The sequence below is a fragment of the Salinibacterium sp. M195 genome (assembly GCF_019443965.1).
Lineage (GTDB): Bacteria > Actinomycetota > Actinomycetes > Actinomycetales > Microbacteriaceae > Rhodoglobus.
Map to the genome: position 1 here is coordinate 1247915 of NZ_CP040814.1, position 21714 is coordinate 1269628.

Annotated in this window: 25 protein-coding genes and 1 tRNA gene; 14 read left to right on the forward strand and 12 right to left on the reverse strand. The window is 59.3% G+C overall.

Annotated elements, in window-relative coordinates; genetic code table 11:
• The first annotated feature begins 27 nt into the window (after window positions 1–27).
• Window positions 28–999 carry a DMT family transporter gene (locus FFT87_RS05950; protein WP_219950404.1) on the forward strand — a complete coding sequence of 324 codons (972 nt, stop codon included), beginning with the start codon at window positions 28–30 and terminating at the stop codon, window positions 997–999.
• A gap of 32 nt (window positions 1000–1031) precedes the next feature.
• Here the strand turns inward: FFT87_RS05950 and msrB are convergent, their stop codons facing one another.
• Window positions 1032–1430 (reverse strand): peptide-methionine (R)-S-oxide reductase MsrB, encoded by a 399-nt coding sequence (gene msrB, locus FFT87_RS05955; protein ID WP_219950405.1) that lies wholly within the window; start codon window positions 1428–1430, stop codon window positions 1032–1034.
• Between the two features lie 53 nt (window positions 1431–1483).
• Between msrB and FFT87_RS05960 the strand changes: the two genes are divergently transcribed.
• Window positions 1484–1942: a GNAT family N-acetyltransferase gene (locus FFT87_RS05960; RefSeq protein WP_255560083.1), complete on the forward strand. Its 459-nt coding sequence runs from the start codon at window positions 1484–1486 to the stop codon at window positions 1940–1942.
• A complete protein-coding gene (locus tag FFT87_RS05965) occupies window positions 1942–2748 on the forward strand; it encodes an HtaA domain-containing protein (protein WP_219950406.1) in 807 nt (268 codons plus the stop codon). Before FFT87_RS05960 ends, FFT87_RS05965 begins: the two co-directional genes overlap by 1 nt.
• Before the next feature lie 33 nt (window positions 2749–2781).
• On the opposite strand, the gene FFT87_RS05970 is transcribed toward FFT87_RS05965, so the two are convergent.
• Window positions 2782–3888: a hemin ABC transporter substrate-binding protein gene (locus tag FFT87_RS05970; protein ID WP_219950407.1), complete on the reverse strand. Its 1107-nt coding sequence runs from the start codon at window positions 3886–3888 to the stop codon at window positions 2782–2784.
• Window positions 3889–4020: 132 nt separating this feature from the next.
• Here FFT87_RS05970 and FFT87_RS05975 point away from each other — a divergent pair, with 132 nt between their 5' ends.
• The 3 genes from FFT87_RS05975 to groL all read left to right on the forward strand — a co-directional run bounded on the left by FFT87_RS05975 (window position 4021) and on the right by groL (window position 6801).
• Window positions 4021–4320, forward strand: a complete 300-nt coding sequence (locus FFT87_RS05975) for a DUF3263 domain-containing protein (protein WP_219950408.1) — start codon at window positions 4021–4023, stop codon at window positions 4318–4320.
• Window positions 4321–4323: 3 nt separating this feature from the next.
• Window positions 4324–4896, forward strand: coding sequence for a LytR C-terminal domain-containing protein (locus FFT87_RS05980; protein ID WP_219950409.1), 573 nt, complete (start codon window positions 4324–4326; stop codon window positions 4894–4896).
• A gap of 276 nt (window positions 4897–5172) precedes the next feature.
• Entirely contained in the window at window positions 5173–6801 is a 1629-nt protein-coding gene (gene groL / locus FFT87_RS05985) for a chaperonin GroEL (RefSeq protein WP_219950410.1), read from the forward strand.
• Window positions 6802–6972: 171 nt separating this feature from the next.
• Here the strand turns inward: groL and FFT87_RS05990 are convergent, their stop codons facing one another.
• The 3 genes from FFT87_RS05990 to FFT87_RS06000 all read right to left on the reverse strand — a co-directional run bounded on the left by FFT87_RS05990 (window position 6973) and on the right by FFT87_RS06000 (window position 9801).
• The gene (locus FFT87_RS05990; RefSeq protein ID WP_219950411.1) at window positions 6973–7263 is read right to left on the reverse strand and encodes a WXG100 family type VII secretion target; all 291 of its coding nucleotides are present in this window, start codon (window positions 7261–7263) and stop codon (window positions 6973–6975) included.
• A gap of 39 nt (window positions 7264–7302) precedes the next feature.
• Entirely contained in the window at window positions 7303–9015 is a 1713-nt protein-coding gene (locus tag FFT87_RS05995; RefSeq protein WP_219950412.1) for a HAMP domain-containing sensor histidine kinase, read from the reverse strand.
• 93 nt (window positions 9016–9108) lie between these two features.
• Window positions 9109–9801, reverse strand: coding sequence for a response regulator transcription factor (locus FFT87_RS06000; protein ID WP_219950413.1), 693 nt, complete (start codon window positions 9799–9801; stop codon window positions 9109–9111).
• Between the two features lie 145 nt (window positions 9802–9946).
• On the opposite strand from FFT87_RS06000, the gene FFT87_RS06005 reads away from it, so the two are divergent.
• Window positions 9947–10210, forward strand: a complete 264-nt coding sequence (locus FFT87_RS06005; RefSeq protein WP_219950414.1) for a hypothetical protein — start codon at window positions 9947–9949, stop codon at window positions 10208–10210.
• 26 nt (window positions 10211–10236) lie between these two features.
• Here the strand turns inward: FFT87_RS06005 and FFT87_RS06010 are convergent, their stop codons facing one another.
• Both FFT87_RS06010 and FFT87_RS06015 read right to left on the reverse strand, forming a co-directional pair.
• On the reverse strand, window positions 10237–10887 hold the full coding sequence (locus FFT87_RS06010) for a class I SAM-dependent methyltransferase (protein WP_219950415.1): 651 nt from the start codon (window positions 10885–10887) through the stop codon (window positions 10237–10239).
• Window positions 10888–11139: 252 nt separating this feature from the next.
• Complete coding sequence (locus FFT87_RS06015) at window positions 11140–11298, reverse strand: hypothetical protein (protein WP_219950416.1); 159 nt, start codon at window positions 11296–11298, stop codon at window positions 11140–11142.
• Window positions 11299–11414: 116 nt separating this feature from the next.
• Between FFT87_RS06015 and FFT87_RS06020 the strand changes: the two genes are divergently transcribed.
• The gene (locus tag FFT87_RS06020) at window positions 11415–12665 is read left to right on the forward strand and encodes an exonuclease domain-containing protein (protein WP_219950417.1); all 1251 of its coding nucleotides are present in this window, start codon (window positions 11415–11417) and stop codon (window positions 12663–12665) included.
• Window positions 12666–12694: 29 nt separating this feature from the next.
• Here the strand turns inward: FFT87_RS06020 and FFT87_RS06025 are convergent, their stop codons facing one another.
• From FFT87_RS06025 to FFT87_RS06035, 3 genes are read right to left on the reverse strand one after another with little or no spacing between them, the layout of a single operon-like run.
• Window positions 12695–14341, reverse strand: a complete 1647-nt coding sequence (locus tag FFT87_RS06025) for a DNA repair helicase XPB (protein ID WP_219950418.1) — start codon at window positions 14339–14341, stop codon at window positions 12695–12697.
• Between the two features lie 24 nt (window positions 14342–14365).
• Window positions 14366–16222, reverse strand: a complete 1857-nt coding sequence (locus FFT87_RS06030) for a helicase-associated domain-containing protein (protein ID WP_219950419.1) — start codon at window positions 16220–16222, stop codon at window positions 14366–14368.
• A complete protein-coding gene (locus tag FFT87_RS06035; RefSeq protein ID WP_255560084.1) occupies window positions 16209–16475 on the reverse strand; it encodes a hypothetical protein in 267 nt (88 codons plus the stop codon). The genes FFT87_RS06030 and FFT87_RS06035 overlap by 14 nt, the downstream gene beginning before the upstream one ends.
• Window positions 16476–16538: 63 nt before the next feature.
• Here FFT87_RS06035 and FFT87_RS06040 point away from each other — a divergent pair, with 63 nt between their 5' ends.
• Together FFT87_RS06040 and FFT87_RS06045 are read left to right on the forward strand one after the other, a co-directional pair.
• On the forward strand, window positions 16539–16922 hold the full coding sequence (locus FFT87_RS06040; RefSeq protein WP_219950420.1) for a cold-shock protein: 384 nt from the start codon (window positions 16539–16541) through the stop codon (window positions 16920–16922).
• A complete protein-coding gene (locus tag FFT87_RS06045) occupies window positions 16915–17475 on the forward strand; it encodes a DUF3027 domain-containing protein (protein WP_219950421.1) in 561 nt (186 codons plus the stop codon). The genes FFT87_RS06040 and FFT87_RS06045 overlap by 8 nt, the downstream gene beginning before the upstream one ends.
• Here FFT87_RS06045 and FFT87_RS06050 read toward each other — a convergent pair.
• The gene (locus FFT87_RS06050) at window positions 17472–17717 is read right to left on the reverse strand and encodes a DUF2530 domain-containing protein (RefSeq protein WP_219950422.1); all 246 of its coding nucleotides are present in this window, start codon (window positions 17715–17717) and stop codon (window positions 17472–17474) included. The two genes, FFT87_RS06045 and FFT87_RS06050, sit on opposite strands and share 4 nt — an antisense overlap.
• A gap of 9 nt (window positions 17718–17726) precedes the next feature.
• Window positions 17727–18839: a phosphoserine transaminase gene (gene serC, locus FFT87_RS06055; protein WP_219950423.1), complete on the reverse strand. Its 1113-nt coding sequence runs from the start codon at window positions 18837–18839 to the stop codon at window positions 17727–17729.
• A 40-nt stretch (window positions 18840–18879) separates the two neighbouring features.
• Between serC and FFT87_RS06060 the strand changes: the two genes are divergently transcribed.
• The 4 genes from FFT87_RS06060 to FFT87_RS06075 all read left to right on the forward strand — a co-directional run bounded on the left by FFT87_RS06060 (window position 18880) and on the right by FFT87_RS06075 (window position 21580).
• Complete coding sequence (locus FFT87_RS06060; RefSeq protein WP_219950424.1) at window positions 18880–19581, forward strand: metal-dependent transcriptional regulator; 702 nt, start codon at window positions 18880–18882, stop codon at window positions 19579–19581.
• A gap of 335 nt (window positions 19582–19916) precedes the next feature.
• Window positions 19917–20414, forward strand: coding sequence for an HNH endonuclease (locus FFT87_RS06065; protein ID WP_219950425.1), 498 nt, complete (start codon window positions 19917–19919; stop codon window positions 20412–20414).
• A 91-nt stretch (window positions 20415–20505) separates the two neighbouring features.
• The gene (locus FFT87_RS06070; RefSeq protein WP_255560085.1) at window positions 20506–21480 is read left to right on the forward strand and encodes a CHAP domain-containing protein; all 975 of its coding nucleotides are present in this window, start codon (window positions 20506–20508) and stop codon (window positions 21478–21480) included.
• 28 nt (window positions 21481–21508) lie between these two features.
• Window positions 21509–21580 (forward strand) — tRNA-Arg (locus FFT87_RS06075).
• Window positions 21581–21714: the final 134 nt, after the last annotated feature.

A 21714-nucleotide genomic window follows, 5' to 3' on the forward strand; every position in this document is an offset into this window, starting at 1 on the left:
CGTCCTATTTTAGACATGAATCCACCCATGCTTCCTACCAACCCGCAAAAACGTCATCGCGCCGTGGCGGGAATCTTCGCTGCAGTCGTCGCAGGGGCCCTGACGGCGACCCAAAGTCGCATCAATGGTCAGCTGGCCGTAGAGCTGCAAGACTCAACGCTCGCCGCCTTCATTTCGTTCAGCCTGGGCCTCGTGATTCTCACGCTGATAGTGCCGTTTGTGCCATCGGCTCGCGCCGGTTTTCGTACCCTCCGCACCCAAGTTGTGAGCAAAAAACTTCCCTGGTGGTACCTCAGCGGAGGGGCATTCGGCGCATTTTTTGTGCTCAGCCAGGGGCTCGCCGCCACAGCGCTTGGCGTCGCGCTATTCACTGTCGCCGCTGTTGCGAGTCAAACAATCAGTTCTGCGATAATCGATCGAGTCGGAATCGGAAGCCTGCCTAAGCGCCCCGTAACAATCCTCCGAGTTTCCGCATCAGTGCTCGCCATTGGCGCGGTGCTTTATTCGGGGCTTTCTGATTTTCACCTCGATGGCCCGTTTTTGCTCGTATTGCTGCCGCTCTCGGCCGGATTCGGCATCGGATGGCAGCAAGCCATAAACGGTCACGTGCGCCATGTGACCCGATCGCCGCTTACCGCTACCTACGTCAACTTTGTCGTGGGAACCACAGCTCTCGCCGTTGCCGCAATCTCGTATGGATTCGTCGGTGGCTGGCAACATCAGTTCCCGACCGATCCCATCCTGTATGTCGGCGGAGCAATCGGTGTGATCTTCATCCTCGTCGCCGCAATATTGGTGCCGATTACCGGGGTGTTGTTTTTCGCACTGGGCACCATTGCCGGCCAACTTCTCGGCGCGCTCGCGCTCGAAGTGTTCTTACCCCTAGACAACGAAGGGGTGGCACCGACCACCGTAATCGGTGTGGTGCTCACCCTCGTCGCCGTCGTGATCGCCTCGCTCTCAGGCAAGCGACCGCCTAAGACTTTGCTCTCGAACTAGCCGCTCCTCGAGGCATTGTGTATGTACTCGAACTAGTCCTTCTCGTCGAACTCCAGCGAGCTTGAGTTCAGGCAGAAGCGGTCACCGGTCGGAGTCTGGTTGGCATCGTCAAAGAGGTGACCCAAGTGCGAACCACAGGTTGCGCACAGAACTTCGGTGCGCAACATGCCGAGTGAGCGGTCTTCGCGAAGCTCCACAGCATCCGGGTTGATCGCTTCGTAGAAGCTTGGCCATCCCGAACCAGAATCAAATTTGGTGCCGCTCTTGAACAGCTCGGCCTGACAAGCGCCACAGCGGTACGTTCCCTCACGCTTTTCGTCGAGAAGTGCGCCAGACCAGGGGCGATCAGTGCCAGCTTCGCGCAGAACCGAATACTTGAGTCCAAGTTCTTCGCGCCACTGCTCTTCTGTCTTATTCACCTTGTACGTCATAGTGGTCTCCTTTGTTCGTCAGCTTGCGCTGCCAGTACATTAAACTCGTACTTGTGCTGAATGATTCCGTGATCGCCAAGTCTTGGGGCGAATTAACAACAACCGAGCTCTACTCGATCATGAAACTGCGCACAGACGTGTTTTTTGTTGAGCAAAAAGTCGACGAAGAAGAACTCGACAACCGCGACCAGGAAGACACCACCGGGCATTACTGGATCGTCGACGACCGCGGTGTCGCGGCCTATATCCGCGTTCTCTATAACGACACCGCCGAATACTTGGACGGCCACCGCGTGATCGGACGAGTTGTTGTCCGCGGAGACCGCCGTGGTGAAGGGCTCGCCCAGATCATCATGAAGCGCATCGTCGATGACTTCTCCGACGAAGCAATGCTGCTGCACGCGCAGGAGTACATTGTGCCGCTCTATGCAAAATTCGGCTTCGAATCATTCGGTGAGCTCTATGAAGAAGCCGCCATCATGCACCAATCCATGTATCGGGCGGCACAGTAATGCGAAGGCTCAACGTCTGTGTGCTGGGGCCAGCAGCCCTCATCATTACCGCCATCGCGATCGCACTTACGCCCATGACCAGCAATGCCGCCGAACCGGTGGCGGGGTCGCGGCTGCCCGCACTCGAATCCAGCACCAGCGCTAGCGCCGATGACGCTACCTGCGAGATTTCGGATGCCGCTATCACCTGGGGAATCAAAGAGTCGCTGCGGTCCTACATCAGTGGCACCATCGCCAACGGAGAATGGGCTGTCAGCGACGGTGCCACCTACGAAACCCCCAACTTCGGATGGTCAACAGGCTCTGGCGTATTGGATGCCGGTGAGGGAGTAATCGCGTTTGACGGCGCGCTCCGCTTCACCGGGCACGATGGCATTCTCGACACCACACTCAGCAGTCTTGAGTTATCTTTCGACGGCAGCACAACCGCGCACCTCATCTTTGACGTCTCAGGAACGACGCAAGACGGAAACCCCGTTGACGAAACGGGTGTCGAATTCGCCGACATCAACATCGCAGGGATTGCGGTAACCGATGGGAGAGCAACGCTGAATGACGCTCCCGTAGTCCTGACCGAAACTGGGTCGGCCGCCTTCGGCACCTACCCGGCGGGGGAGGCTCTCGACCCGATCACCGTCAACTTCAGCGCAACTGAAAGCTGCATGCCCGCCCCCAAAGAGGCTGTAACAGCGCTGGCGCGGAATACCGCTGTCATCGTCACGGTCGGTGTCGTTGTCGCGGCAGGTGGCCTTGTGTTCTATGTCGCACGTCGGCGCGGAACGAAACGCGAACCAACCACAAAGTAGAAGACTCGACAGGCGCGAACGCGCGGCGTTTCCTTACGAGCCCGAACTAGGCGCGTAGATCGCCCTCGCGAGAGCATCGAGCACCAACACCGTGCGTGGACCGAAGCTCAAAATCTCACCGTCATCCATCTCAACGAATCGTTGATTCTTGCCTGCCTCAGTGAGTGCGACCGCCGGGCGAGCCTCAAGCAAACCGCTCACGCCTCCGACGCTATCCAGGCCACTCGTCATCACTAAAATCAGATCAGGATTCGCGGCAACCATCGCCTCATCCGTCATCGGGCGCATGCCCCTGAGGCCAATTTCAGCCGCGACATCCACACCACCAAGGGCATCGATCAGAACATCAGAGCCAGATTCCTGGCCGAACAAGTAATAGACACCCGACGTGCCCCGCAAGTAAAGGAACATCATGCGCAAGCGGTCACCGCGAGGCACAAAGTCGGCGATCTCCGCTACCTTCGCATCAATCTCAGTCTTCAGCTGCTCTCCGAGAACAACGCCAGCCGCCGGAGCACCCAGCGCCGCAGCAGTCTGGCGCGCCAACTCAGCGACGCCCTCTACAGACGCGTCCGTCTCAACAAAGACCACCGGGATGCCTGCATCACGCAACTGCAACACCACATCAATCGGACCAATCGACCCATCCGTCAGGATCAGATCTGGCCGCATCGCCAAAACCGCCTCGCTGTTGACGGTATGAGCACTCGACGTAATCACCGGCAACGCGGCAGCCTCATCAAAGGTGGTTGAAATGTCGCGTGCAACCAAAGAATCGAGCAAACCCAGACCCGCGATCGTCGCCGCGATCGAACCAGAAATATCCATCGCAATCACGCGGTCCGTTGACGTGACCGTCACCGGAGTATCGCCGCTGAGATCATGCGACAGCACCGTCGTCGGCAACGCCTGCGCCGGTGCAACCGCCGGAGCGGAAATACCAGAGGACGGAAGGGCAGCGCGAACAAGTCCGCTGTAATCCTTCGCATCGCTCAACGTCTTCAACGAGGCAAGGGGAGCGCCCGGATCGGCCGTGACGGTAACCGCTGCGCTCTCTGGCGAGGCAGCGGACGCGCATCCACTCGCCGCAAGCAGCACGCTAGACAACACCACAACAGTGGCGAAAAATCGTGTGCGCATGAAGGCCAATCAGGGAAGCGGGAACTAAGGCAATCCTAACCTTTACGGCCGCGAATTGGGCCTCAAGCCGAGTCGTTCGGCATTCGCATAGGAACCGAGCCCTAGAATTGCCACAATATTGGAGGTCTTGCCGTGTCTGAAAACGAAACCGCGTCGCATGCCTCGACAGCGCTGCCCGAACGCTCCGTGCAGATCCTCAACTTCGAGCGCGAATGGACCCGACACGTCGGTGCCAAAGAAGAAGCCATCAGCTCCCAGTTTCACATCTCCAGCGCGCGCTACTATCAAATGCTCAACGCCGTGATCGATACCCCAGCAGCCGTAAAATACGACCCCATGCTGGTCTCACGACTGCGCCGCAACCGAGACAACCGGATGCGCAAAAACAGCACAAACGCGGCCAACCACCACAACGAAGAATTGACAAACTAAACAATGGCGAGCTACCCGAAAGACCGATTCGATGAACAGCCCGACGACGTCGAACGCATCGGTGCACACCGCGGCCCCCGACGACGCGGTCGCGGCTGGATCGGATTCGCCTGGGCACTACTCGCCACCGGAATCCTCGTCTTCGGCGGACTCTACGCGCTTAGCCAATACCTCGGTGACGACCTCGGCATCCCCATCTTCGCCACCCCCGAAGAACCGGTAGACGCCCCCGACCCCGTCGAAACCGTCGCGCCCGTCACTGACCCCGCAGCCATCGACCCCGCCAGAGCCATCACCATCGACGTGCTCAACGGAAGCTCCGAAACGTCCGCGCAAACCAGCGCATTCGACGAACTCAGCGCCGCTGGTTGGCCCATGGGAAGCGCAGCACCCGCCTCAGACCGCAGCATCGAAGAGACCTTCATCTACTACAGCAACGCCGCAGACGAAGACGTAGCCTCCGGACTCGTGAGCGCCCTAGGGATCGGGGAAATCCGCCTCGTCGAACCCGAGATATTCCCCGCCGCCGCGCTCACCATCGTGCTCGGAAGCGACTACCTCACAAGCGGCCAATAAGCAGAACCGGGACGACACCGACCCACACCGGCCACTCGCGCACTCACCCCTATCGAGTGTGCGGGGCTGCTGTGCGCTCACCTCTGTCGAGTGTGCGGGGCTGTTGTGCACTCACCCCTGTCGAGTGCGCAGGGCTGTTGTGCACTCAGCCCTGTCGAGTGCGCAGGGCTGTCTTGCACTCACCCCTGTCGAGTGCTAATTTTGACCTTGGCACTCGCGTAGTTAGAGTGCCAACTTATTCGCTTGTACGACGTCCGGGAGGGACGAGAAACACACATGGCAAAGATCATTGCTTTTAACGAAGAGGCCCGTCGCGGCCTTGAGCGCGGCCTGAACATTCTCGCTGACGCCGTAAAGGTCACGCTCGGCCCACGCGGTCGCAACGTTGTTCTCGAGAAGAAGTGGGGCGCTCCCACCATCACGAACGACGGTGTATCCATCGCCAAGGAGATTGAGCTCGACGACCCGTTCGAAAAGATCGGTGCTGAGCTCGTCAAAGAGGTAGCAAAGAAGACGGATGACGTAGCCGGAGACGGTACGACGACTTCTGTTGTTCTCGCTCAGGCACTCGTTCGCGAGGGCCTCCGTAACGTTGCTGCGGGTGCAGACCCCATCAGCCTTAAGCGCGGAATCGAAAAGGCCACCAACTCGGTCATTGAGGCGCTCATTGCGAGCTCCAAGGAGATCGAGACCAAGGAAGAGATCGCGGCTACCGCATCAATTTCTGCTGGTGACCCCGAGATCGGTGCACTTATCGCTGAGGCGATCGACAAGGTCGGCAAGGAAGGTGTTGTCACCGTTGAGGAGTCGAACACGTTCGGCACCGAGCTCGAGCTCACCGAGGGCATGCGCTTCGACAAGGGATTCCTGTCGGCATACTTCGTCACCGACCAGGAGCGTCAGGAAGCGGTCTTCGAAGACCCCTACGTTCTTATCGTCAATGGCAAGATCTCGAACATCAAGGATCTTCTCCCCATCGTCGACAAGGTAATCCAGAGCGGCAAGCAGCTGCTCATCATTGCTGAAGACGTTGACGGAGAAGCACTCGCAACTCTCGTTGTGAACAAGATCCGTGGAATCTTCAAGTCGGTTGCCGTCAAGGCTCCTGGCTTCGGAGACCGTCGCAAGGCTCAGCTCGCTGACATCGCGATCCTCACTGGTGGACAGGTCATCTCAGAAGAGGTCGGCCTCAAGCTGGAGAACGCAACTCTCGAACTCCTCGGTCGCGCCCGCAAGGTCGTTATCACCAAGGACGAGACCACGATCATCGAAGGTGCTGGTGAAGAAGAGGCGATCGCAGGTCGCGTCAAGCAGATCCGCGCCGAGATCGACAACACTGACAGTGACTACGACCGTGAGAAGCTCCAGGAGCGTCTCGCTAAGCTCGCCGGTGGCGTTGCAGTAATCAAGGCAGGTGCCGCAACTGAGGTTGAACTCAAGGAGCGCAAGCACCGCATTGAGGACGCAGTCCGCAACGCCAAGGCCGCTGTTGAAGAGGGAATCGTCGCCGGTGGTGGCGTTGCCTTGATTCAGGCTGGCAAGATCGCGTTCGACAGCCAGGCAATGGCTGACTTGACCGGCGACGAAGCAACCGGAGCGAACATCGTTCGCGTTGCTATCGATGCACCGCTCAAGCAGATCGCGCTCAACGCTGGCATGGAGCCTGGTGTTGTTGCTGACAAGGTCCGCAACCTCCCCATTGGTCACGGCCTCAACGCGGCAACCGGCGAATACGTCGACATGCTCGCTGCTGGCATCAACGACCCGGTAAAGGTAACCCGCTCAGCGCTGCTTAACGCATCGTCGATCGCGGGACTCTTCCTCACGACCGAAGCCGTTGTTGCTGACAAGCCTGAGAAGAACGCTGCTCCGATGGGCGACCCGTCAGGCGGCATGGACTTCTAAGTCCTCTCGCTTCACAGAGTCTCACCGCAGTACACAGAATGGGCGTCTCCTTGGGGAGGCGCCCATTCTGGCGTTAACGGGCTGTGCGAGCCTGAGCGGCTGCGTCAGCTACGGAGATTGTGGAGATTGCGGACGCCGCAGTAGTTGACCACGGCGGTGTCAGCGGTCGGTCTAGCGAACGAAGAGGCGAGCATTCGCCGCCTCGATCTCTGCATACTGTTGGCCCGCCTGGGTGAGGGCGTGATTGATGGCGGCCAGATTCTCTTCCACCCGCTGCTGGGTAACCTTCCAGTCGGTGACGACCGAGGAGAAGGCTGTTGCTGCCTGCCCCGTCCACGAGCCCTGAAGGTTCGTGAGTTGGCCGTGTAAACCAGAGACCTCTGCTTGAATCCGACTTATTGAGTTCTGTACCGCACCAGTCGCGCTGAGGACGGCATCGCTATCTACTTGGTATCGAGTCATATCTCGACGGTAGATCGCGGCTCTTCTGTGCTTCGCCAGTTAGTCGGCTTCGGTGTTCTCCGGCTCGTGTGGCTGGCTGGGGAGGAGCGGAAGCTCAACGCGGAACGTTGCACCGCCGCCGGGGGTTTCTAACGCCTGAACGGTTCCCTTGTGCGCGTGCACGATTGCCGCAACGATCGCGAGGCCGAGGCCACTGCCGCCGGTGTCACGGTTTCGTGAGCTGTCCGCGCGCCAGAACCGCTCGAAAACCTTGTCGCGGATTTGCTGCGGGATTCCTTCGCCGTGGTCGATAACCGACAGTACGGCCATCTGGCGTTCGCGATCTACTCCGACGCCGATCTCCACCGGGGTGTCTTCAGTAGCGAAACGCAGGGCGTTGGTCACGAGGTTGGTGAGCACCTGGCGGATCTTATTCTCTTCGGCCATCACCACTGCGTTGAGGTCTTGGGGGACCGGTGCGACGATCTGGGTGATCCGCGCTGCAGCTTTAGCGACTGCTGCCGACTTCTTGCGCGATGCAAGACGGGAGAGGCGCGCGCCAGCAGCGGCGATGGGGCCGGTAGCAATGGCAGCAACGCCACGAGACGGTGTGCTTGGTTCCGGGTCCGAACTCTCGGGGAGCGTGATCGCCATCGTGTCAGTGCTGTGCTCAGGGGCGACTGTGGGATGGGCGTCGATAGTGGGGTGAGTATTGATGACGTTCACAATGCGGCCTGCTGACGCGCGAGCATCCATCGCAGCATCATTTGCCAGCGGCAGGAGATCGACTTCTGTGAGCTGCAGCGGCTTGGTCTCGTCGATGCGCGCTAGCTCGAGCAGATCTTCGACAAGGCCGCCCATGCGGATGGCCTCTTTCTCAATGCGTTCCATCGCCTGGGCAATATCGTCAGGCTTCGTGATCGCGCCCATACGGTACAGCTCGGCATAGCCGCGCACTGTCACGAGAGGGGTGCGCAGTTCGTGGCTGGCGTCACCAACAAAACGTCTCATCTGGTCGATAGTTCGGGCGCGGTCGGCGAACGCACGATCGATTCGGCCCAGCATCGAGTTGAGTGAGCGATTGAGTCGCCCCACTTCGGTGTTGGGGGTTGCCCCCGAGAGTCTCTGGTCGAAATCACCGTCGGCGAAACGTGCGGCCGTCGCCTCAACTTCTCGCAGCGGGGAGAAGGTGGAGGTCACCAACAGCCGCGTGAGGGCGCCCCCGACGATGACCACCGTCAAGCCGAAGAATAAGAAGATGGCGGCGTAGCGAGAAACGATGCTGTTGGAGTCGACCAGATCTCGAGCGATGACGATTGTCACAAAGTCGATGCCGATGGTGCTGGATGCGGGGTAGGCGATGACTCGCCACTGGCCTCCGAGAGAAGTGCTCGGGAGTGTGAACGCACCGCTTTGTTCGCTGGCGATCTTGAGCGTAAGACCGTCGAGGATGGGGCGGGCGGCATCCTCTTCGCGGCTATTGCACCGCATGGTGCCGTCGTGATTGAGAACCGCGAAGTAGAGGTCGTTGGGCAGGCGAGAAACGCTGCATTGGGGATCACGAGCGGTGCCGGTGTATTGGATGCGGCCGTCTAGTCCGTCAGCGGCGGCGGTGATCTTTTCGTCGGTCTGTTGAAGTAGATAGTCCCGCAGTACCGCGGCGGTGCCAACACCGGCAACGAGGAGCCCCATGGTGAGCAGAAGTACCGTTACGCCGGTGACTTTTGTGCGCAGGGAGATACGGCTCCAGGCGTCGGGGATCTTCTCCTGCATGATAGTGAACGGTACCTTGCGTGGCTGGGAAAAAGGAACAAGTATGGCCAGCTGAACACGCGGTATTCGGCGTTCAACTGGCCATCAAGGTTGTTACGGCTTTGCTGCTTTCAGCATGTAACCGAATCCACGCTTCGTCTGGATGAGCGGTTCTTCGGTGTGCTGATCGAGCTTGCGGCGCAGGTAAGAAATGTAGCTTTCTACGATGCCGGCATCGCCGTTGAAGTCGTATTCCCACACGTGATCGAGGATCTGAGCCTTCGAGAGTACGCGGTTGGGGTTGAGCATGAGGTAACGCAGCAGTTTGAACTCTGTAGGGCTGAGTTCGATCTGTTCGTTGCCAATGCTCACCTCGTGGGTGTCTTGGTCCATCGTGAGATCGCCAGCGCGGATGATCGTCTCTTCGTCATCGGCCATTGTGCGGCGCAGAATGGCTTTGATACGAGCCACGATTTCGTCGAGGCTGAATGGCTTCGTCACGTAGTCGTCGCCACCGACCGTGAGCCCCATGATCTTATCTTCGGTGTCGTCTTTTGCCGTAAGGAAAAGGATGGGGGAGGTGTAACCAGAGGCTCGCAGCCGCTTGGTTACTCCGAACCCGTTCATGTCGGGCAGCATCACGTCGAGAATGATGAGGTCGGGTTCTTCTTCAAGAACCGCCGAGATCGTTTGTGCCCCACTTCCCACTGCGCGCACAGCAAATCCCGCGAAGCGCAGGCTCGTGGTGAGCAGGTCGCGAATGTTCGGTTCGTCGTCAACAATGAGAATCTTCGGTCCGTCAGCCATGACCCCAGTATCTGCGTGTTTCCTGAACGCGCGCTGATAGTGACGGGCGTGTCGGTTAGTTGTTCACCCACTATTTCATTGAGTATTCTTTACTTTTAGGCATAGGGTGGGACACGGAGACATTCCTGGTGAGGGGAGACACAGAATGAAGCGTCTAATCGTGGGATCAGTAATCGCATTTGGGGCCGGAGCGCTGGTGTTTGGAGCCATCGCGGTGTTCTCGAACGTCGCGCGATTCAGCGACATCAACTGGTGGAGTGTCAACGGAGTGACTCCCATGTGGCCGCTGACTGTCGGTTACAGCTCGATGCTCCTCATGGCTCTCAGCACATCATTTCTGATCGTGCTGGCAATTATCGACCTGATTCGTGGTGCTCGTCTGAAATGGGAAACGCAGACTGGGGAGTAGCAGATTGGTCCGTCTGAGTGTTCAGCTCAGCGTTGGAGCTGAAATACATACGCGAACGCCGGCTTTGTGTACGCCACGCCTCGACCAGAGCTACGGATCAATTCGGCGTCTGCGGCTTCCGGTTTCTTCGGGATGAGATAGTCCGCGAGGTTGTCGCGGTCGATTCGGTAGCGTCCATCGCGCTGGTGGATCGCTCCTACCAACGTCGCGCGCGGGTCTAGCGCCGCGAGGCTCGCATCGCCATGGCTGCTGTTGGCGAGGAACAAGCCGCCCGGTTTTAGGTAGCGCGCGCAGTGATCCCACGCTGGCCCGGTGTAGAGCGCGATGAGCAGGTCGAACGAATTGTCGGAGAGTTCGAGCGGTGCGGTGAAGTCGGCGGGGAGGAAAGCGATTTCTGCTGCCGCCCCCGGAAGCGCTAGATCTTTTAGTTCAGACGCGACAAGTTCATGATTGGCGAAGAACCGAGCCGCCCGCCGATCCGTGTCGACGTAGGTGACAGCGGGAATTCCTGTCGAAGGTGACAGATCAAGGTAGCTGCCGACATTGAGCGCTGACGTCACTGGCCAGATCGCTACAAGCCCTTGGAAGAGCCCGGAACGGTCTCCGATCGACTCCTTGTACGTATTCCACGAGGGTGCACTCGGCTTGCGTTTTTCTGTTGCAGCGTTCGATGTCATGGAGGAGGCCTCTCTGCCAGGTGAGGATCGGGGGAGCCCAACGCTATCAATCCTTCGCGACTGGCACCGTTATGGCATCACCGACGTAGCGAAAGCCGAAGCGAAAACCGCGACTGTGCGGCGCGCACGGCGCACACTAGAGAGGTGGACGATGCACAGAGTGGCGCAGCAGGCGTTAGCGGCAACGACGGCGCAGGCGGTCGAGCTCCGCGCCGCATCAGCGAGGAAGCCCAGGGCGACGGCGTGTGCTGGCTACCGCGGGTCTGCACCGAGTGTGGAGCTTTGGTCGAGGGCGCATTGCCAGCGGACTGTTGGCGCTGCGGTGCTGAGGTCGGCGGCGAGAATCACGATTAGTGCGGACGCGGCCCTCCCCGGGAAATTCTGCAGCCACCAGGCGGTAACGTGATTCACGCTCAAATTCTCGGGGCAGGGCACGTAGTCTCGAGAGAGCTAGACGTCGCCGTCGAGAGGTCGATGGTCCGTCGCGTCTCTTCGATACAGTGGCAACGGATTGATAGGGGACTCACATGGCCGGACCGGGCTTTGCAGTAATTGATTTCGAGACGACAGGGCTCTTCGCCGGTGGCCATGACCGTGTCATCGAAATTGCCGTTGTCCATCTTGACGCTAGCGGTGAAGTCGAGGGGCGGTGGGAGACGCTGGTGAATCCGGGGCGTGATCTCGGACCACAGCGCATCCACCAGATCCGCGCCTCTGATGTCGTCGACGCTCCCAGTTTCAGCCAGATCGCTGCCCAACTCGTCGAGCTACTGATGGGGCGCGTGATTGTCGCCCACAACGCGAGCTTTGACCTGAAGTTTCTTGTTGCCGAGCTTGAGCGAACAACGTCGTGGTTTTCGACGGACTTCGTGAGTCTCTGCACTATGCAGCTCGCGCGTGACTACCTGCCCGGCGCAGGCCGTGCCCTAGCGGATTGTTGTGCGGCTCTCGACATTCAGCTTGATGACGCCCATCGTGCGTCCGCTGACGCCTTCGCCACAGCGCAACTCCTTGCCGCTTATCTCCAGGCTGAAGACCAGCACGAGCCATGGCAAACTCACCTTGACTCAGCACGTGACCACTCGTGGCCCGTCCTCGACCGCGGAGTTCATGAGTGGATGCCGCGGCCGCCGTATACGGAGGTCACCGCTGCGTCGTTCCTGCAGCGGATCACCCAAAAAATGCCGGAGTATGCGGGGCCAGCCGAGTGTCTCGACTACCTTGCGCTTCTGGACCTCTGCCTCCTCGATCGTCACTTTTCGATTCACGAATCGCGCGAACTCGTGGCGCTCGCCGAAGGCCTCGGAATCAGCCGAACCACCTGCGAACTGTTGCATCTCGAATACTTCAACCAGCTCACGAGAACCGCGTGGGATGACGGAATTTTGACGGACGAAGAGACGGCCGACTTAGTGCACGTTGGCGACCTTCTCGATATCTCTACCGCCACAATCACCGCAGCGCTCGAGAGCGCAGCCTCGGTTGCGGTCACTGCGCTGCCAGAGGCGAATTCACCGGCGAGCGGTTCCGAGTCGAGTGACGGGTTCACGCTGAAGCCAGGCGATCTCATCGTGCTCACGGGTGAGATGAGTCGGCCACGAAGTGAAATCGCGGCTGTGCTCGTTGGCCGTGGCTTCACTCCGCGGGATGCGGTGACGAAAAAGGTTCGGCTGCTGGTCGCTGCCGACCCCGACTCGCTGTCAGGAAAGGCACGCAAAGCCCGCGACTACGGCATCCCGGTCGTCGACGAGATCGGCTTAGAGCGCCTCTTGCGTTAACGATCGGCGCCGGGTAGCCGCGACTCTGGCTAGATCAGATCTGCGGCATCCAGAATCGTGTAGCTGTAGCCCTGCTCGGCAAGGAATCGCTGGCGATTCTGTGCGAAGTCTTGGTCGACCGTGTCGCGGGCAACCAGGGTGTAGAAGTTTGCTGGCAGTCCGCTCTCTTTCGGGCGCAGAAGGCGGCCCAAACGCTGAGCTTCTTCTTGCCGAGAGCCAAACGATCCACTGACTTGGATGGCAACCGTCGCCTCAGGCAGGTCGACGGAGAAGTTGGCGACCTTGGAGACCACCAATATTTTGGTAATCCCCTCGCGGAACTCTTGATACAGCCGCTCACGCTCAGCGACCGGCGTCGCGCCGGTCAGCTTCGGAGCATCCAGCTTCTCGGCAAGGTCGTCGATCTGGTCAAGATATTGCCCGATAACAAGAATGCGTTCGCCCTCGTGCTTTTTCACGAGCGCACGCACAATCTCTATTTTTGCCGGTGCTGTCGCAGCGAGCCGATACCGTTCGTCGTCGGCAGACGCCGCATATTCGAGACGTTGGTTTTCGGGCAGATCGACGCGAACCTCGTAACAACTGGCGGGGGAGATGAACCCTTGGGCCTCAATTTCTTTCCACGGCGCATCGAAACGTTTGGGGCCGATGAGAGAAAACACATCGCCCTCGCGTCCGTCTTCACGAACGAGTGTTGCCGTGAGCCCGAGGCGACGGCGTGCTTGCAGATCGGCGGTGAGTTTGAACACAGGAGCCGGCAGCAAGTGCACTTCGTCATAAATGACAAGGCCCCAGTCGAGAGCATCCAAAAGCGACAGGTGGGCGTATTCGCCTTTTCGCTTGGCAGTAAGAATTTGGTAGGTCGCAATCGTGACCGGCAGGATCTCTTTCGTCTGCCCCGAATATTCGCCGACTTCTTCTTCGGTCAGAGTGGTGCGCTTCAAAATCTCGGCACGCCACTGGCGGGCAGAGACCGTATTTGTCACCAAAATCAGGGTTGTGGTCTTGCTTTGAGCCATTGCGCCCAAACCGACGAGCGTCTTGCCGGCACCACAGGGGAGCACAACAACGCCCGAACCATGGTGGAAAAAATTGTCGATGGCGTGCTGCTGGTACTCACGAAGACCCCAGCCCGAAGCATCCAACTCCATCTCATGAGGCGTGCCCGGGGTATAGCCAGCGTTATCTTCAGCCGGCCAACCCAGCTTCAGCAGCTCTTGCTTGAGCTGCCCACGAGCCCACGCCTGCACCACAAAAGTGTTCTCGCCACGACGCTCGAAGAGCAAGCTCGCGACCTTCTTGCCGCGTGTAATCTCGCGCAAGACTGCCGGGTCGGTTGCGGTGAGAGTGAGCGCGCCATCCTCATCACGATTGATAACGAGACGACCATAGCGGCCGACAGTTTCTGCGATATCGACGCTGACGCTCTGCGGAATCGGAAACTTCGAATACTTCTCGAGCGTCTCCAACATCGCCGGGGCATCATGCCCTGCTGCGCGAGCATTCCAGAGCCCCAAGCGGGTAATCCGATACGTGTGGATGTGTTCAGGGGCACGTTCGAGCTCGGCGAACACAGCCAAATCATGGCGTGCGTCTTCGGCAAGGGGGTGTGCGACCTCAAGTAAAACCGTGCGGTCAGATTGCACGATCAGAGGTCCGTCGGGAGCAGCGTTCATCCGACCTAGCCTACGCCCGGATGCTTAGCGTTCAGTGGTGGCCTCGACCCCGACAATGTTCGACAGGGGCAGAGTGCGTTCGATGTCGGCAGCTCGGTCGAGTCCGCGCATCCGGCCCGCCGCCACACTCGACGGTGCAAGCGTGTAGAGCACCTCGCGGCCATCAGGCATCTTGACCGTCACCCGCAAGATAAGTTTGTTGCGAATAGCGACCTCGATCTGGCGCGAGAGCCAGGCCTGATCCTCGTCACCGGTCGCGCCGCCTTGACCATCACGAAGTTTTGCCAACAATTGCTCCGGTTGGGCATCGTGTGGCTGGGCGGAGATGGCGTCGCTGACCTGGTCCCGACGCAACGACAGAATTTTGCCATCGCGGTCTTCGGCCGCCACCGGGTAGCGCGCATCGCTGAGAGCCCAAAACAGTTGTTCAACGCCGAAACGCGACACAAGACGATCGGTTTCGAGGCGCAGCCCGAACGGACCAAAGGTGGGGTCAACAGCGATCGACTGGAGCAGCAAGGAATCGGGAGAATTGATGTAGCTGCCGGAAGTGCCATGAAGACCAACCCGCACGAGCCCATGACGGGACGCGGCTTCGGCGAGGAGGTACTCCACCGGTTGCGGAACGCCCGTCAGCGAGATTTCGGCCAAGAACTCGCGCATACCCTCAAGCGTTTCCCCCAGGGTCATCGCATGATGCAGGCTTGACGGCGAGATCCGATAAGTGGATGCCAGAGCGCGTGTCTCGACATCAGCGATTGTGCGCAGGCGAGCATCCAGCTGCGGCGCTAGCGGTCCGGGAGAAATTACGGTCAAGTCGGGTTGCACATAAACGTGCTGCACTTCCTTGGGGAACAACTCAGCCATCGCGGCCGCGGCATCGGCCGGGGTTCGAGTGAGGAGGGCAATTCCTGCGGTGCTGGGGAGTTGTTCTGACGTGACGCCCAGCAACTGCGCGTCACGGTTGTAACGCCGTACTTTCTCCAGCATCCACTCAATGCCAGCCGGGAATAGCCAGCGAACATAGGCCTCGACGCCATCGCCCCAGAAACTGTGGGTGCGATCAGCCAAGATGGTGCGGATGTCGTTGGGCACCCCTTGGTGCCAGGCTTCAGCGAGGTGCAACCAGCGTTCGTCTGCGGACCGCGAGATCCACGCTGTGGCATCGGCGGTGGGCATCCATTGGGAATTGGTCGTGGCAACAAGCCCGGCCCGTTCAGCAATGTCGACGAGCCCAGAAACTTTATCGAGAGGCACAGCCATCGCTATCGCCAGGCGTTTTGAGTCGGGAAGCGAGACCCCGCCGCGGGCAAGATCACGCACCGGGGTGGTGCGAAGCTGGTTGAGAAGTTCAGTGACTTCATTGGTGGTGGCGAACGCATTTTCGGCGGCGATCCGGTCGCGAGCCGGGCGTTCAGAGGGTTCGACAGACGTGAGGGTCGACGGCGGTGCAGTGTTGAGCAACTCTCCCGTGGTGGGGAGATCATCGAACGGCCATCCCGCGAGATGATCGGTAACGCCATCCGGGGCGCTATAGCGGCCACCGCGGAATATCAGTAATGCGACCTCGACTAGACGATCAAGTCGCGACTGCACCGCTGCAGGATCAGTGCCAAAGCGGCCGAGCGCGTCAGCGACTTCGGAGCTCGAGAGCGACGTCGTGTCAGCAATAACCGCCAGAGTCGCCAAAGTGGGGCGGTCAAGGGTGCGAAGAACACGCTCAAGCGACGTTGTCTGCTGCAGAGCATCCGCAAGATCAAAGAAGTCGCTAACAGAATTGCTGCGGATGACCCGCGAACGCAGCAAAAGAAGGAGTTGACTATCGTCTAGTGCGCGCAGTTGAGCGGCGAGCAAAAGAGCAGCGTCACTAATTGTGGCCATTCCTGTATTCACGTTGGCGGCGGCGCCCGTTCAGCACCAAAAGGGTGATGATGAAAACAACACCCAACGGGAGAGCAAAGTAGGGCATAGTGATGACTGCGGGCCACGCACCTGTGTCGAAATTGCTGAGACCAGCTGCGGTGGCAACAACTACGGCGACAAAGCTAATCACGGCGAGTGCGATCGAGATGGCGACGAGGTAGGCGAGCACACGCTCGATACGAAGGTCACGTTCAGTTGAATGATTTGTCACGTTGACAAGGATACGCGCCCACAAACGTTCTAAGCTTGAGTCACGATACGAAGGAGCATGCCCATGCCCACCGGCAAGGTTAAATTTTACGATGACGAGAAGGGTTTTGGCTTCATCATGAGTGATGAAGGCCAAGAGGTCTTTTTGCATGCCTCGGCGCTGCCTGCGGGCACCACGGGGGTAAAGGCGGGTACTCGCCTAGAGTTCGGCATTGCTGACGGCAAGAAGGGCGCTCAAGCGCTCTCAGTGCGCGTCATGGATGCTCCGGCAAGCATGAGCAAGCTCAACCGCAAGCCAGCCGATGACATGGCAGTGATTATTGAAGATCTGGTCAAGCTCATGGATGGCATCGGCTCTGGCCTTAAGCGGGGGCGTTACCCTGACAAGGCGCACGGCGCCAAAATTGCCTCAATGCTGCGAAAGGTAGCGGACGAACTAGATGCCTAATAGCCAGTACGAAAAGCTCGCTCGGGGTGCACTCCTCGAGATCACTGAAGACGCGTCGATTGGTGCGCTCGTTGGTGAGCAGGTCGAAAGCGACGGCACCGTCTCGGTGATCTTTGCTTCGGCCATGCGCGGCTACCCGGGCTGGAACTGGACTGTCAGCATCGCCCACGTTGAGGGTGCCGAGCCGACAGTGCTTGAAGCGGAACTTATGCCAGCCGAAGGCGCACTGCTCTCGCCGGACTGGGTGCCGTGGTCTGAACGACTCGCTGACTACAAAGCTGCCCAGGCCGCGACCGAGGCAGCGGATGCCGAAAAGGTTCTGTCAGACGAGGCATCGAGCGCAGACGACGACGATGACGACGATGACGACGATGATGATGACGACGATGAGAGCGCCTTTGATTCAGGCGTGCTGCATGGCGGCGACCTCGACGGTGTCGACATCGATGACCTCGACGAATCCGACGATGACGACGACGAAGACGACGACGAAGAGTCGGATGATGACGACGAGTCCGATGATGAATCCGACGAGGACGATTCAGACGACTAGCGTGAGCGCTTTCCGTGTCGCCTGTGCGTGTAGATCAGCCCAATAGCGCCGAGAACGAGTCCAGCTGCCGCCGCCCACAACCACCATTGGTTGCCTGCCGCAGTAAGTGGCTCGATAAAGAACAACAAGATGACAAGCCCAACCGCCCACAAGGCGATGCCGACGAGCATCGCCTTGCGATCGTCGGTCTCGACCGGTTGAGGGTCGGGCCGTCGTTCTGAGTCTTTCAACCAGATACGCACGGTCGCAGGCTAGTTGCTGTTCGCGATCACGTAGTCGATCGATGCGACCAATTTGCGCACGTCATCAGGATCAATTGCCACGAAGGTCGCAACGCGAAGCTGATTGCGGCCGAGCTTGCGGTACGGGTCAGTATCGACGATTCCGTTAGCGCGGAGCGTCTGAGAGATCGCAGCGGCGTCGATGGCGTCATCGAAGTCGATCGTGGCAATGACCTGCGAGCGGTGTTCCGGATTCGTGACGAATGGCGTTGCGATGTCGCTGGCGGCTGCCCAGTCGTAGAGCACTGACGAAGATTCGCGAGTGCGAGCATCCGCCCAGGCAAGTCCACCGTTGCCATTGATCCAGTCGATTTGGTTCTCGAGCAGCAGCAACGTGCTCAGCGCGGGAGTGTTGAGGGTCTGGTTGAGGCGCGAGTTGTCGATCGCGTTCTTGAGCGACAAGAACTCGGGGATGTAACGGCCACTCGCGGCGATGCGTTCCACGCGCTCGATCGCGGCGGGGGAGAAGAGGGCGATCCACAGACCGCCATCCGAGGCAAAGTTCTTCTGAGGGGCGAAGTAGTACACATCGGCTTGGTTGGCGTCGAACTGAACGCCGCCGGCAGCACTCGTGGCGTCAACAACGGTGAGAACGCTCTTGTCGTCGAAGCGACGCACCGACGTCATTACTCCGGTGGAGGTCTCGTTTTGCGGGTACGCGAAGACATCTGCACCGTTGATGTCGTCAAGCTCGGCAAGCGACCCGCCCGGGGCGGTCACAACATGAGGAGATTCGAGATGGGGTGCCGCAGCAGCTTTTGCGAACTTGGAACCGAACTCTCCGAAGGCGAGGTGGGCACTGCGACGTTCGATGAGGGCGAAGGCAGCTGCATCCCAAAAGGCCGTCGAGCCGCCGTTGCCGAGCACGACTTCGTAGCCTTCTGGGATCTGGAAAAGCTCTCCGAGGCCCGAACGTACGCGGCCTACGAGGTCGCGAACAGGGGCTTGACGGTGGGAGGTGCCGAGGATCGTGCGGGAGGCAGAAACGAGGTGTTCGATCTGCTCCGGTCGCACTTTGGACGGGCCGGCTCCGAATCGTCCGTCGGAGGGAAGGAGGTCAGTGGGAATCGTCAGGCTTGCCATACGTCCGATTCTATTGGCCCATCCGGGCTAGTCTTATTTCATGACCGATCTCGTTGACACCACCGAGATGTACCTGCGCACGATTCTTGACCTTGAAGAAGAGAATATCGTTCCGTTGCGGGCACGCATCTCTGAACGGCTCGGCCACTCTGGCCCGACCGTTTCGCAAACTATCGGCCGCATGGAACGTGACGGCCTTGTCGTCGTCGAAGGCGACCGCCACCTTGAATTTACCGAGGAGGGTCGCCGCCGTGCCACCCATGTGATGCGCAAGCATCGCCTCGCTGAGCGACTGCTCGCTGACGTAATTGGTCTCGATTGGGCTCTCGTTCACGACGAAGCGTGCCGCTGGGAGCACGTCATGAGCGAGCAGGTCGAGCGCAAGCTCATCGAAATGCTCGATCACCCCACCGAGTCTCCCTACGGAAACCCGATTCCTGGTTTGGAAGAGTTGGGCGGCACAGCAGCCCCCTCATTCAGCGCAGGAATGGTCAACATTGTCGAGCTGGTATCCGAAAACCAGGCACCCGTCGCTGGCCTCATCCGTCGACTAGGTGAACCCGTACAGTTCGAACCTGAGCTGTTGCAGCAACTGTTTGACGCAGGAGTGATGCCGGGCAAGACGGCCACATTCTCCGCGGCTGACTCGTATGTTGCGGTCACAGTCGAAGGTTTCGGCGAAGGGCTCGAGCTGCCTAATGAGGTTGCCGTTCACATTTTCGTTGAGAAGCCTGTCGCCTAATTTCCGTAATTCGGTGTTCACCGAGACGTAACCGTCTCGTCACCGTTTTCGGCGCGCCCGCGCGCGTTTGGCCCCAAAAACTGGGTTAGCCTAGACCTCTTGGAGTTCACGAATGAACCGGAGAATCGCATGTTGAGTAGGTGCAGCATCCAAACCGTGGATGCGCGTGCCCACTTGTACATACGACACAGCAGTCTTGTGCGCGGCAGTTTTCGCGCACTGAATCATTAGGCATCGTCTTTCGACGGTGCCTTTTTGTTTTCTGCCTCCTATTCGCTGAGCCTCAGGGAAGTCGATTGCCTGCAAGCCGTGCAGGCTCTTTCGAGAGGATGACAATGCGCACTTTGGTACTGAACGCTGGCTATGAGCCGCTCGCGGTCGTGTCTTTCAAGCGAGCGATCGTGCTCGTGCTGAATCAGAAGGCGACGATTATTGCTGCCGACTCGGAGCATCCGGTGTGGGGTTCTAGCGGATCCTGCGAGAGGCCCTCAGTGATCATTCTGCGCAATTACGTGCGGATTCCCTCTACCCGCCGGTTGCCGGTCTCCCGTAGAGGAGTACTGCGGCGTGATGGGCACCGTTGTGGCTATTGCGGCGCGGCTGCAAACACCATTGATCACGTGCTGCCGCGTTCGCGTGGCGGCGAGGCATCGTGGGAGAACTTGGTTGCCTGCTGTTTGCGTTGCAACAACGTCAAGAGCAATCGCACGCCAGCGGAGATGAATTGGCGACTGCGGATCAAGCCTCGTCCGCCGCACACGACCGCCTGGCTCGTAAGGGGAATTGAAAGGGCACTCCCAGATTGGGAAGAATATTTGGCTCCCGCCGCATAACTGTTATGCTGTTGTGATTATTCCCGTCATTCGAGATTCGCCCTAGATCTGTCTCGAATGTCCTCCACTGTTAGGTTCTCGTTTGCCCCGCTTGCCCTCCGATAGCACTGCTGCTTTTGGCGTACCCGCAAGCGAATCCCACGGTGATGAACCAGTCTTTCTTTCGCGTCGCGAAGCGCGTGCTGCCCGCGAAGCAGCCGAGGCGAGCTCGCTAGCGGTTGCAGGCGCCGACGTTGTGCCCGAGATCCCTGTTGCGTCAGCGGCAACGTCGGCCCCGAGCGCATACATCGCACGTTCAGTTGCGCTGCCGGCAAGTGCTGCTACCGCAGCACCGCGGGCCCTTGTTCTACCGAAGCGAGTGCGTCGTCATCCGCTCCGCGCTGTGGGGTCGATGCTTGTCATCGGCGGTCTCTTTGCCGTTGCAGGACTGCCCGCCTATGGCCAGAGCACTCTTGTGTCAGATCAGGTTTCGACGGTCGCTGCGGCGGAGTCATCCATCGCTGCTGCGGTGAGCGCACAATCGCTCACCGTGAGTGACGATCTCGCTCTGCCAGAACTTGAGCGTGACCAGTTTGCGGCAACCTCGCCGCAGGATCTCGAGCTGATTCGCCAGCAGGCAGCAGTTGCATCAGCGAATGCTCTGTATGCGGCGTCGGGCGCTCGTGACTTGGGGGACGATTACCCGTGGCCGACCGCTGGCAACACGCTGTCGCCGCTCAATTACTACTTCCGTCAGTGCACCGACTTCGTTGCGTGGCGCCTGAACCGTGATGTCGGTTCTTATTCGGCACCGTTCCGTTGGGCGTGGGCTGATCTCACCCCGAACGGCGGCGACGCTGCACAGTGGAAGTCCGCTTGGGAATCCAACGGCTGGACTGTCAGCGCTACTCCGGTTGTCGGCTCTGTTGCCTGGTTCGGCTGGAATAACCACGTGGCCTACGTGAAGCAGGTCAATGAAGACGGCACCGTACTTCTTGAGGAATACAACTACATCGCGCTCTCCTACGGTCAGCGTACGCTCGCACCCAGCGAGGTGGAAGCGTTCCTCTACCCACCAGGGCAGTAGTCGCGGCCCCACTAGACTTGCAACGTCAGCCTCTGTAGCTCAACGGAAGAGCAACTCCGTCCTAAGGAGCAGGTTGGGGGTTCGAATCCCTCCAGGGGCACTGATATATACGCCCAATTTTTTTGCACTTGCCGCCGAATCTTTGCATCTCAACTTCCCTGATCTGAAGCGTGAAACGGATTCGCGTTCCGCGCGTTGTTTAACTCTCTTGGAGCGTTTAACGGTTAGCTTTTT

What these genes read in the sequence shown, in the direction of transcription:
- FFT87_RS05950 (WP_219950404.1), top strand. Translation starts at nt 28, where the DNA reads ATGCTTCCTACCAACCCGCAAAAACGTCATCGCGCCGTGGCGGGAATC.
- msrB (WP_219950405.1), bottom strand. Translation starts at nt 1,430, where the DNA reads ATGACGTACAAGGTGAATAAGACAGAAGAGCAGTGGCGCGAAGAACTT.
- FFT87_RS05965 (WP_219950406.1), top strand. Translation starts at nt 1,942, where the DNA reads ATGCGAAGGCTCAACGTCTGTGTGCTGGGGCCAGCAGCCCTCATCATT.
- FFT87_RS05970 (WP_219950407.1), bottom strand. Translation starts at nt 3,888, where the DNA reads ATGCGCACACGATTTTTCGCCACTGTTGTGGTGTTGTCTAGCGTGCTG.
- FFT87_RS05980 (WP_219950409.1), top strand. Translation starts at nt 4,324, where the DNA reads ATGGCGAGCTACCCGAAAGACCGATTCGATGAACAGCCCGACGACGTC.
- groL (WP_219950410.1), top strand. Translation starts at nt 5,173, where the DNA reads ATGGCAAAGATCATTGCTTTTAACGAAGAGGCCCGTCGCGGCCTTGAG.
- FFT87_RS05990 (WP_219950411.1), bottom strand. Translation starts at nt 7,263, where the DNA reads ATGACTCGATACCAAGTAGATAGCGATGCCGTCCTCAGCGCGACTGGT.
- FFT87_RS05995 (WP_219950412.1), bottom strand. Translation starts at nt 9,015, where the DNA reads ATGCAGGAGAAGATCCCCGACGCCTGGAGCCGTATCTCCCTGCGCACA.
- FFT87_RS06000 (WP_219950413.1), bottom strand. Translation starts at nt 9,801, where the DNA reads ATGGCTGACGGACCGAAGATTCTCATTGTTGACGACGAACCGAACATT.
- FFT87_RS06005 (WP_219950414.1), top strand. Translation starts at nt 9,947, where the DNA reads ATGAAGCGTCTAATCGTGGGATCAGTAATCGCATTTGGGGCCGGAGCG.
- FFT87_RS06010 (WP_219950415.1), bottom strand. Translation starts at nt 10,887, where the DNA reads ATGACATCGAACGCTGCAACAGAAAAACGCAAGCCGAGTGCACCCTCG.
- FFT87_RS06020 (WP_219950417.1), top strand. Translation starts at nt 11,415, where the DNA reads ATGGCCGGACCGGGCTTTGCAGTAATTGATTTCGAGACGACAGGGCTC.
- FFT87_RS06025 (WP_219950418.1), bottom strand. Translation starts at nt 14,341, where the DNA reads ATGAACGCTGCTCCCGACGGACCTCTGATCGTGCAATCTGACCGCACG.
- FFT87_RS06030 (WP_219950419.1), bottom strand. Translation starts at nt 16,222, where the DNA reads ATGGCCACAATTAGTGACGCTGCTCTTTTGCTCGCCGCTCAACTGCGC.
- FFT87_RS06040 (WP_219950420.1), top strand. Translation starts at nt 16,539, where the DNA reads ATGCCCACCGGCAAGGTTAAATTTTACGATGACGAGAAGGGTTTTGGC.
- FFT87_RS06045 (WP_219950421.1), top strand. Translation starts at nt 16,915, where the DNA reads ATGCCTAATAGCCAGTACGAAAAGCTCGCTCGGGGTGCACTCCTCGAG.
- serC (WP_219950423.1), bottom strand. Translation starts at nt 18,839, where the DNA reads ATGGCAAGCCTGACGATTCCCACTGACCTCCTTCCCTCCGACGGACGA.
- FFT87_RS06060 (WP_219950424.1), top strand. Translation starts at nt 18,880, where the DNA reads ATGACCGATCTCGTTGACACCACCGAGATGTACCTGCGCACGATTCTT.
- FFT87_RS06065 (WP_219950425.1), top strand. Translation starts at nt 19,917, where the DNA reads ATGCGCACTTTGGTACTGAACGCTGGCTATGAGCCGCTCGCGGTCGTG.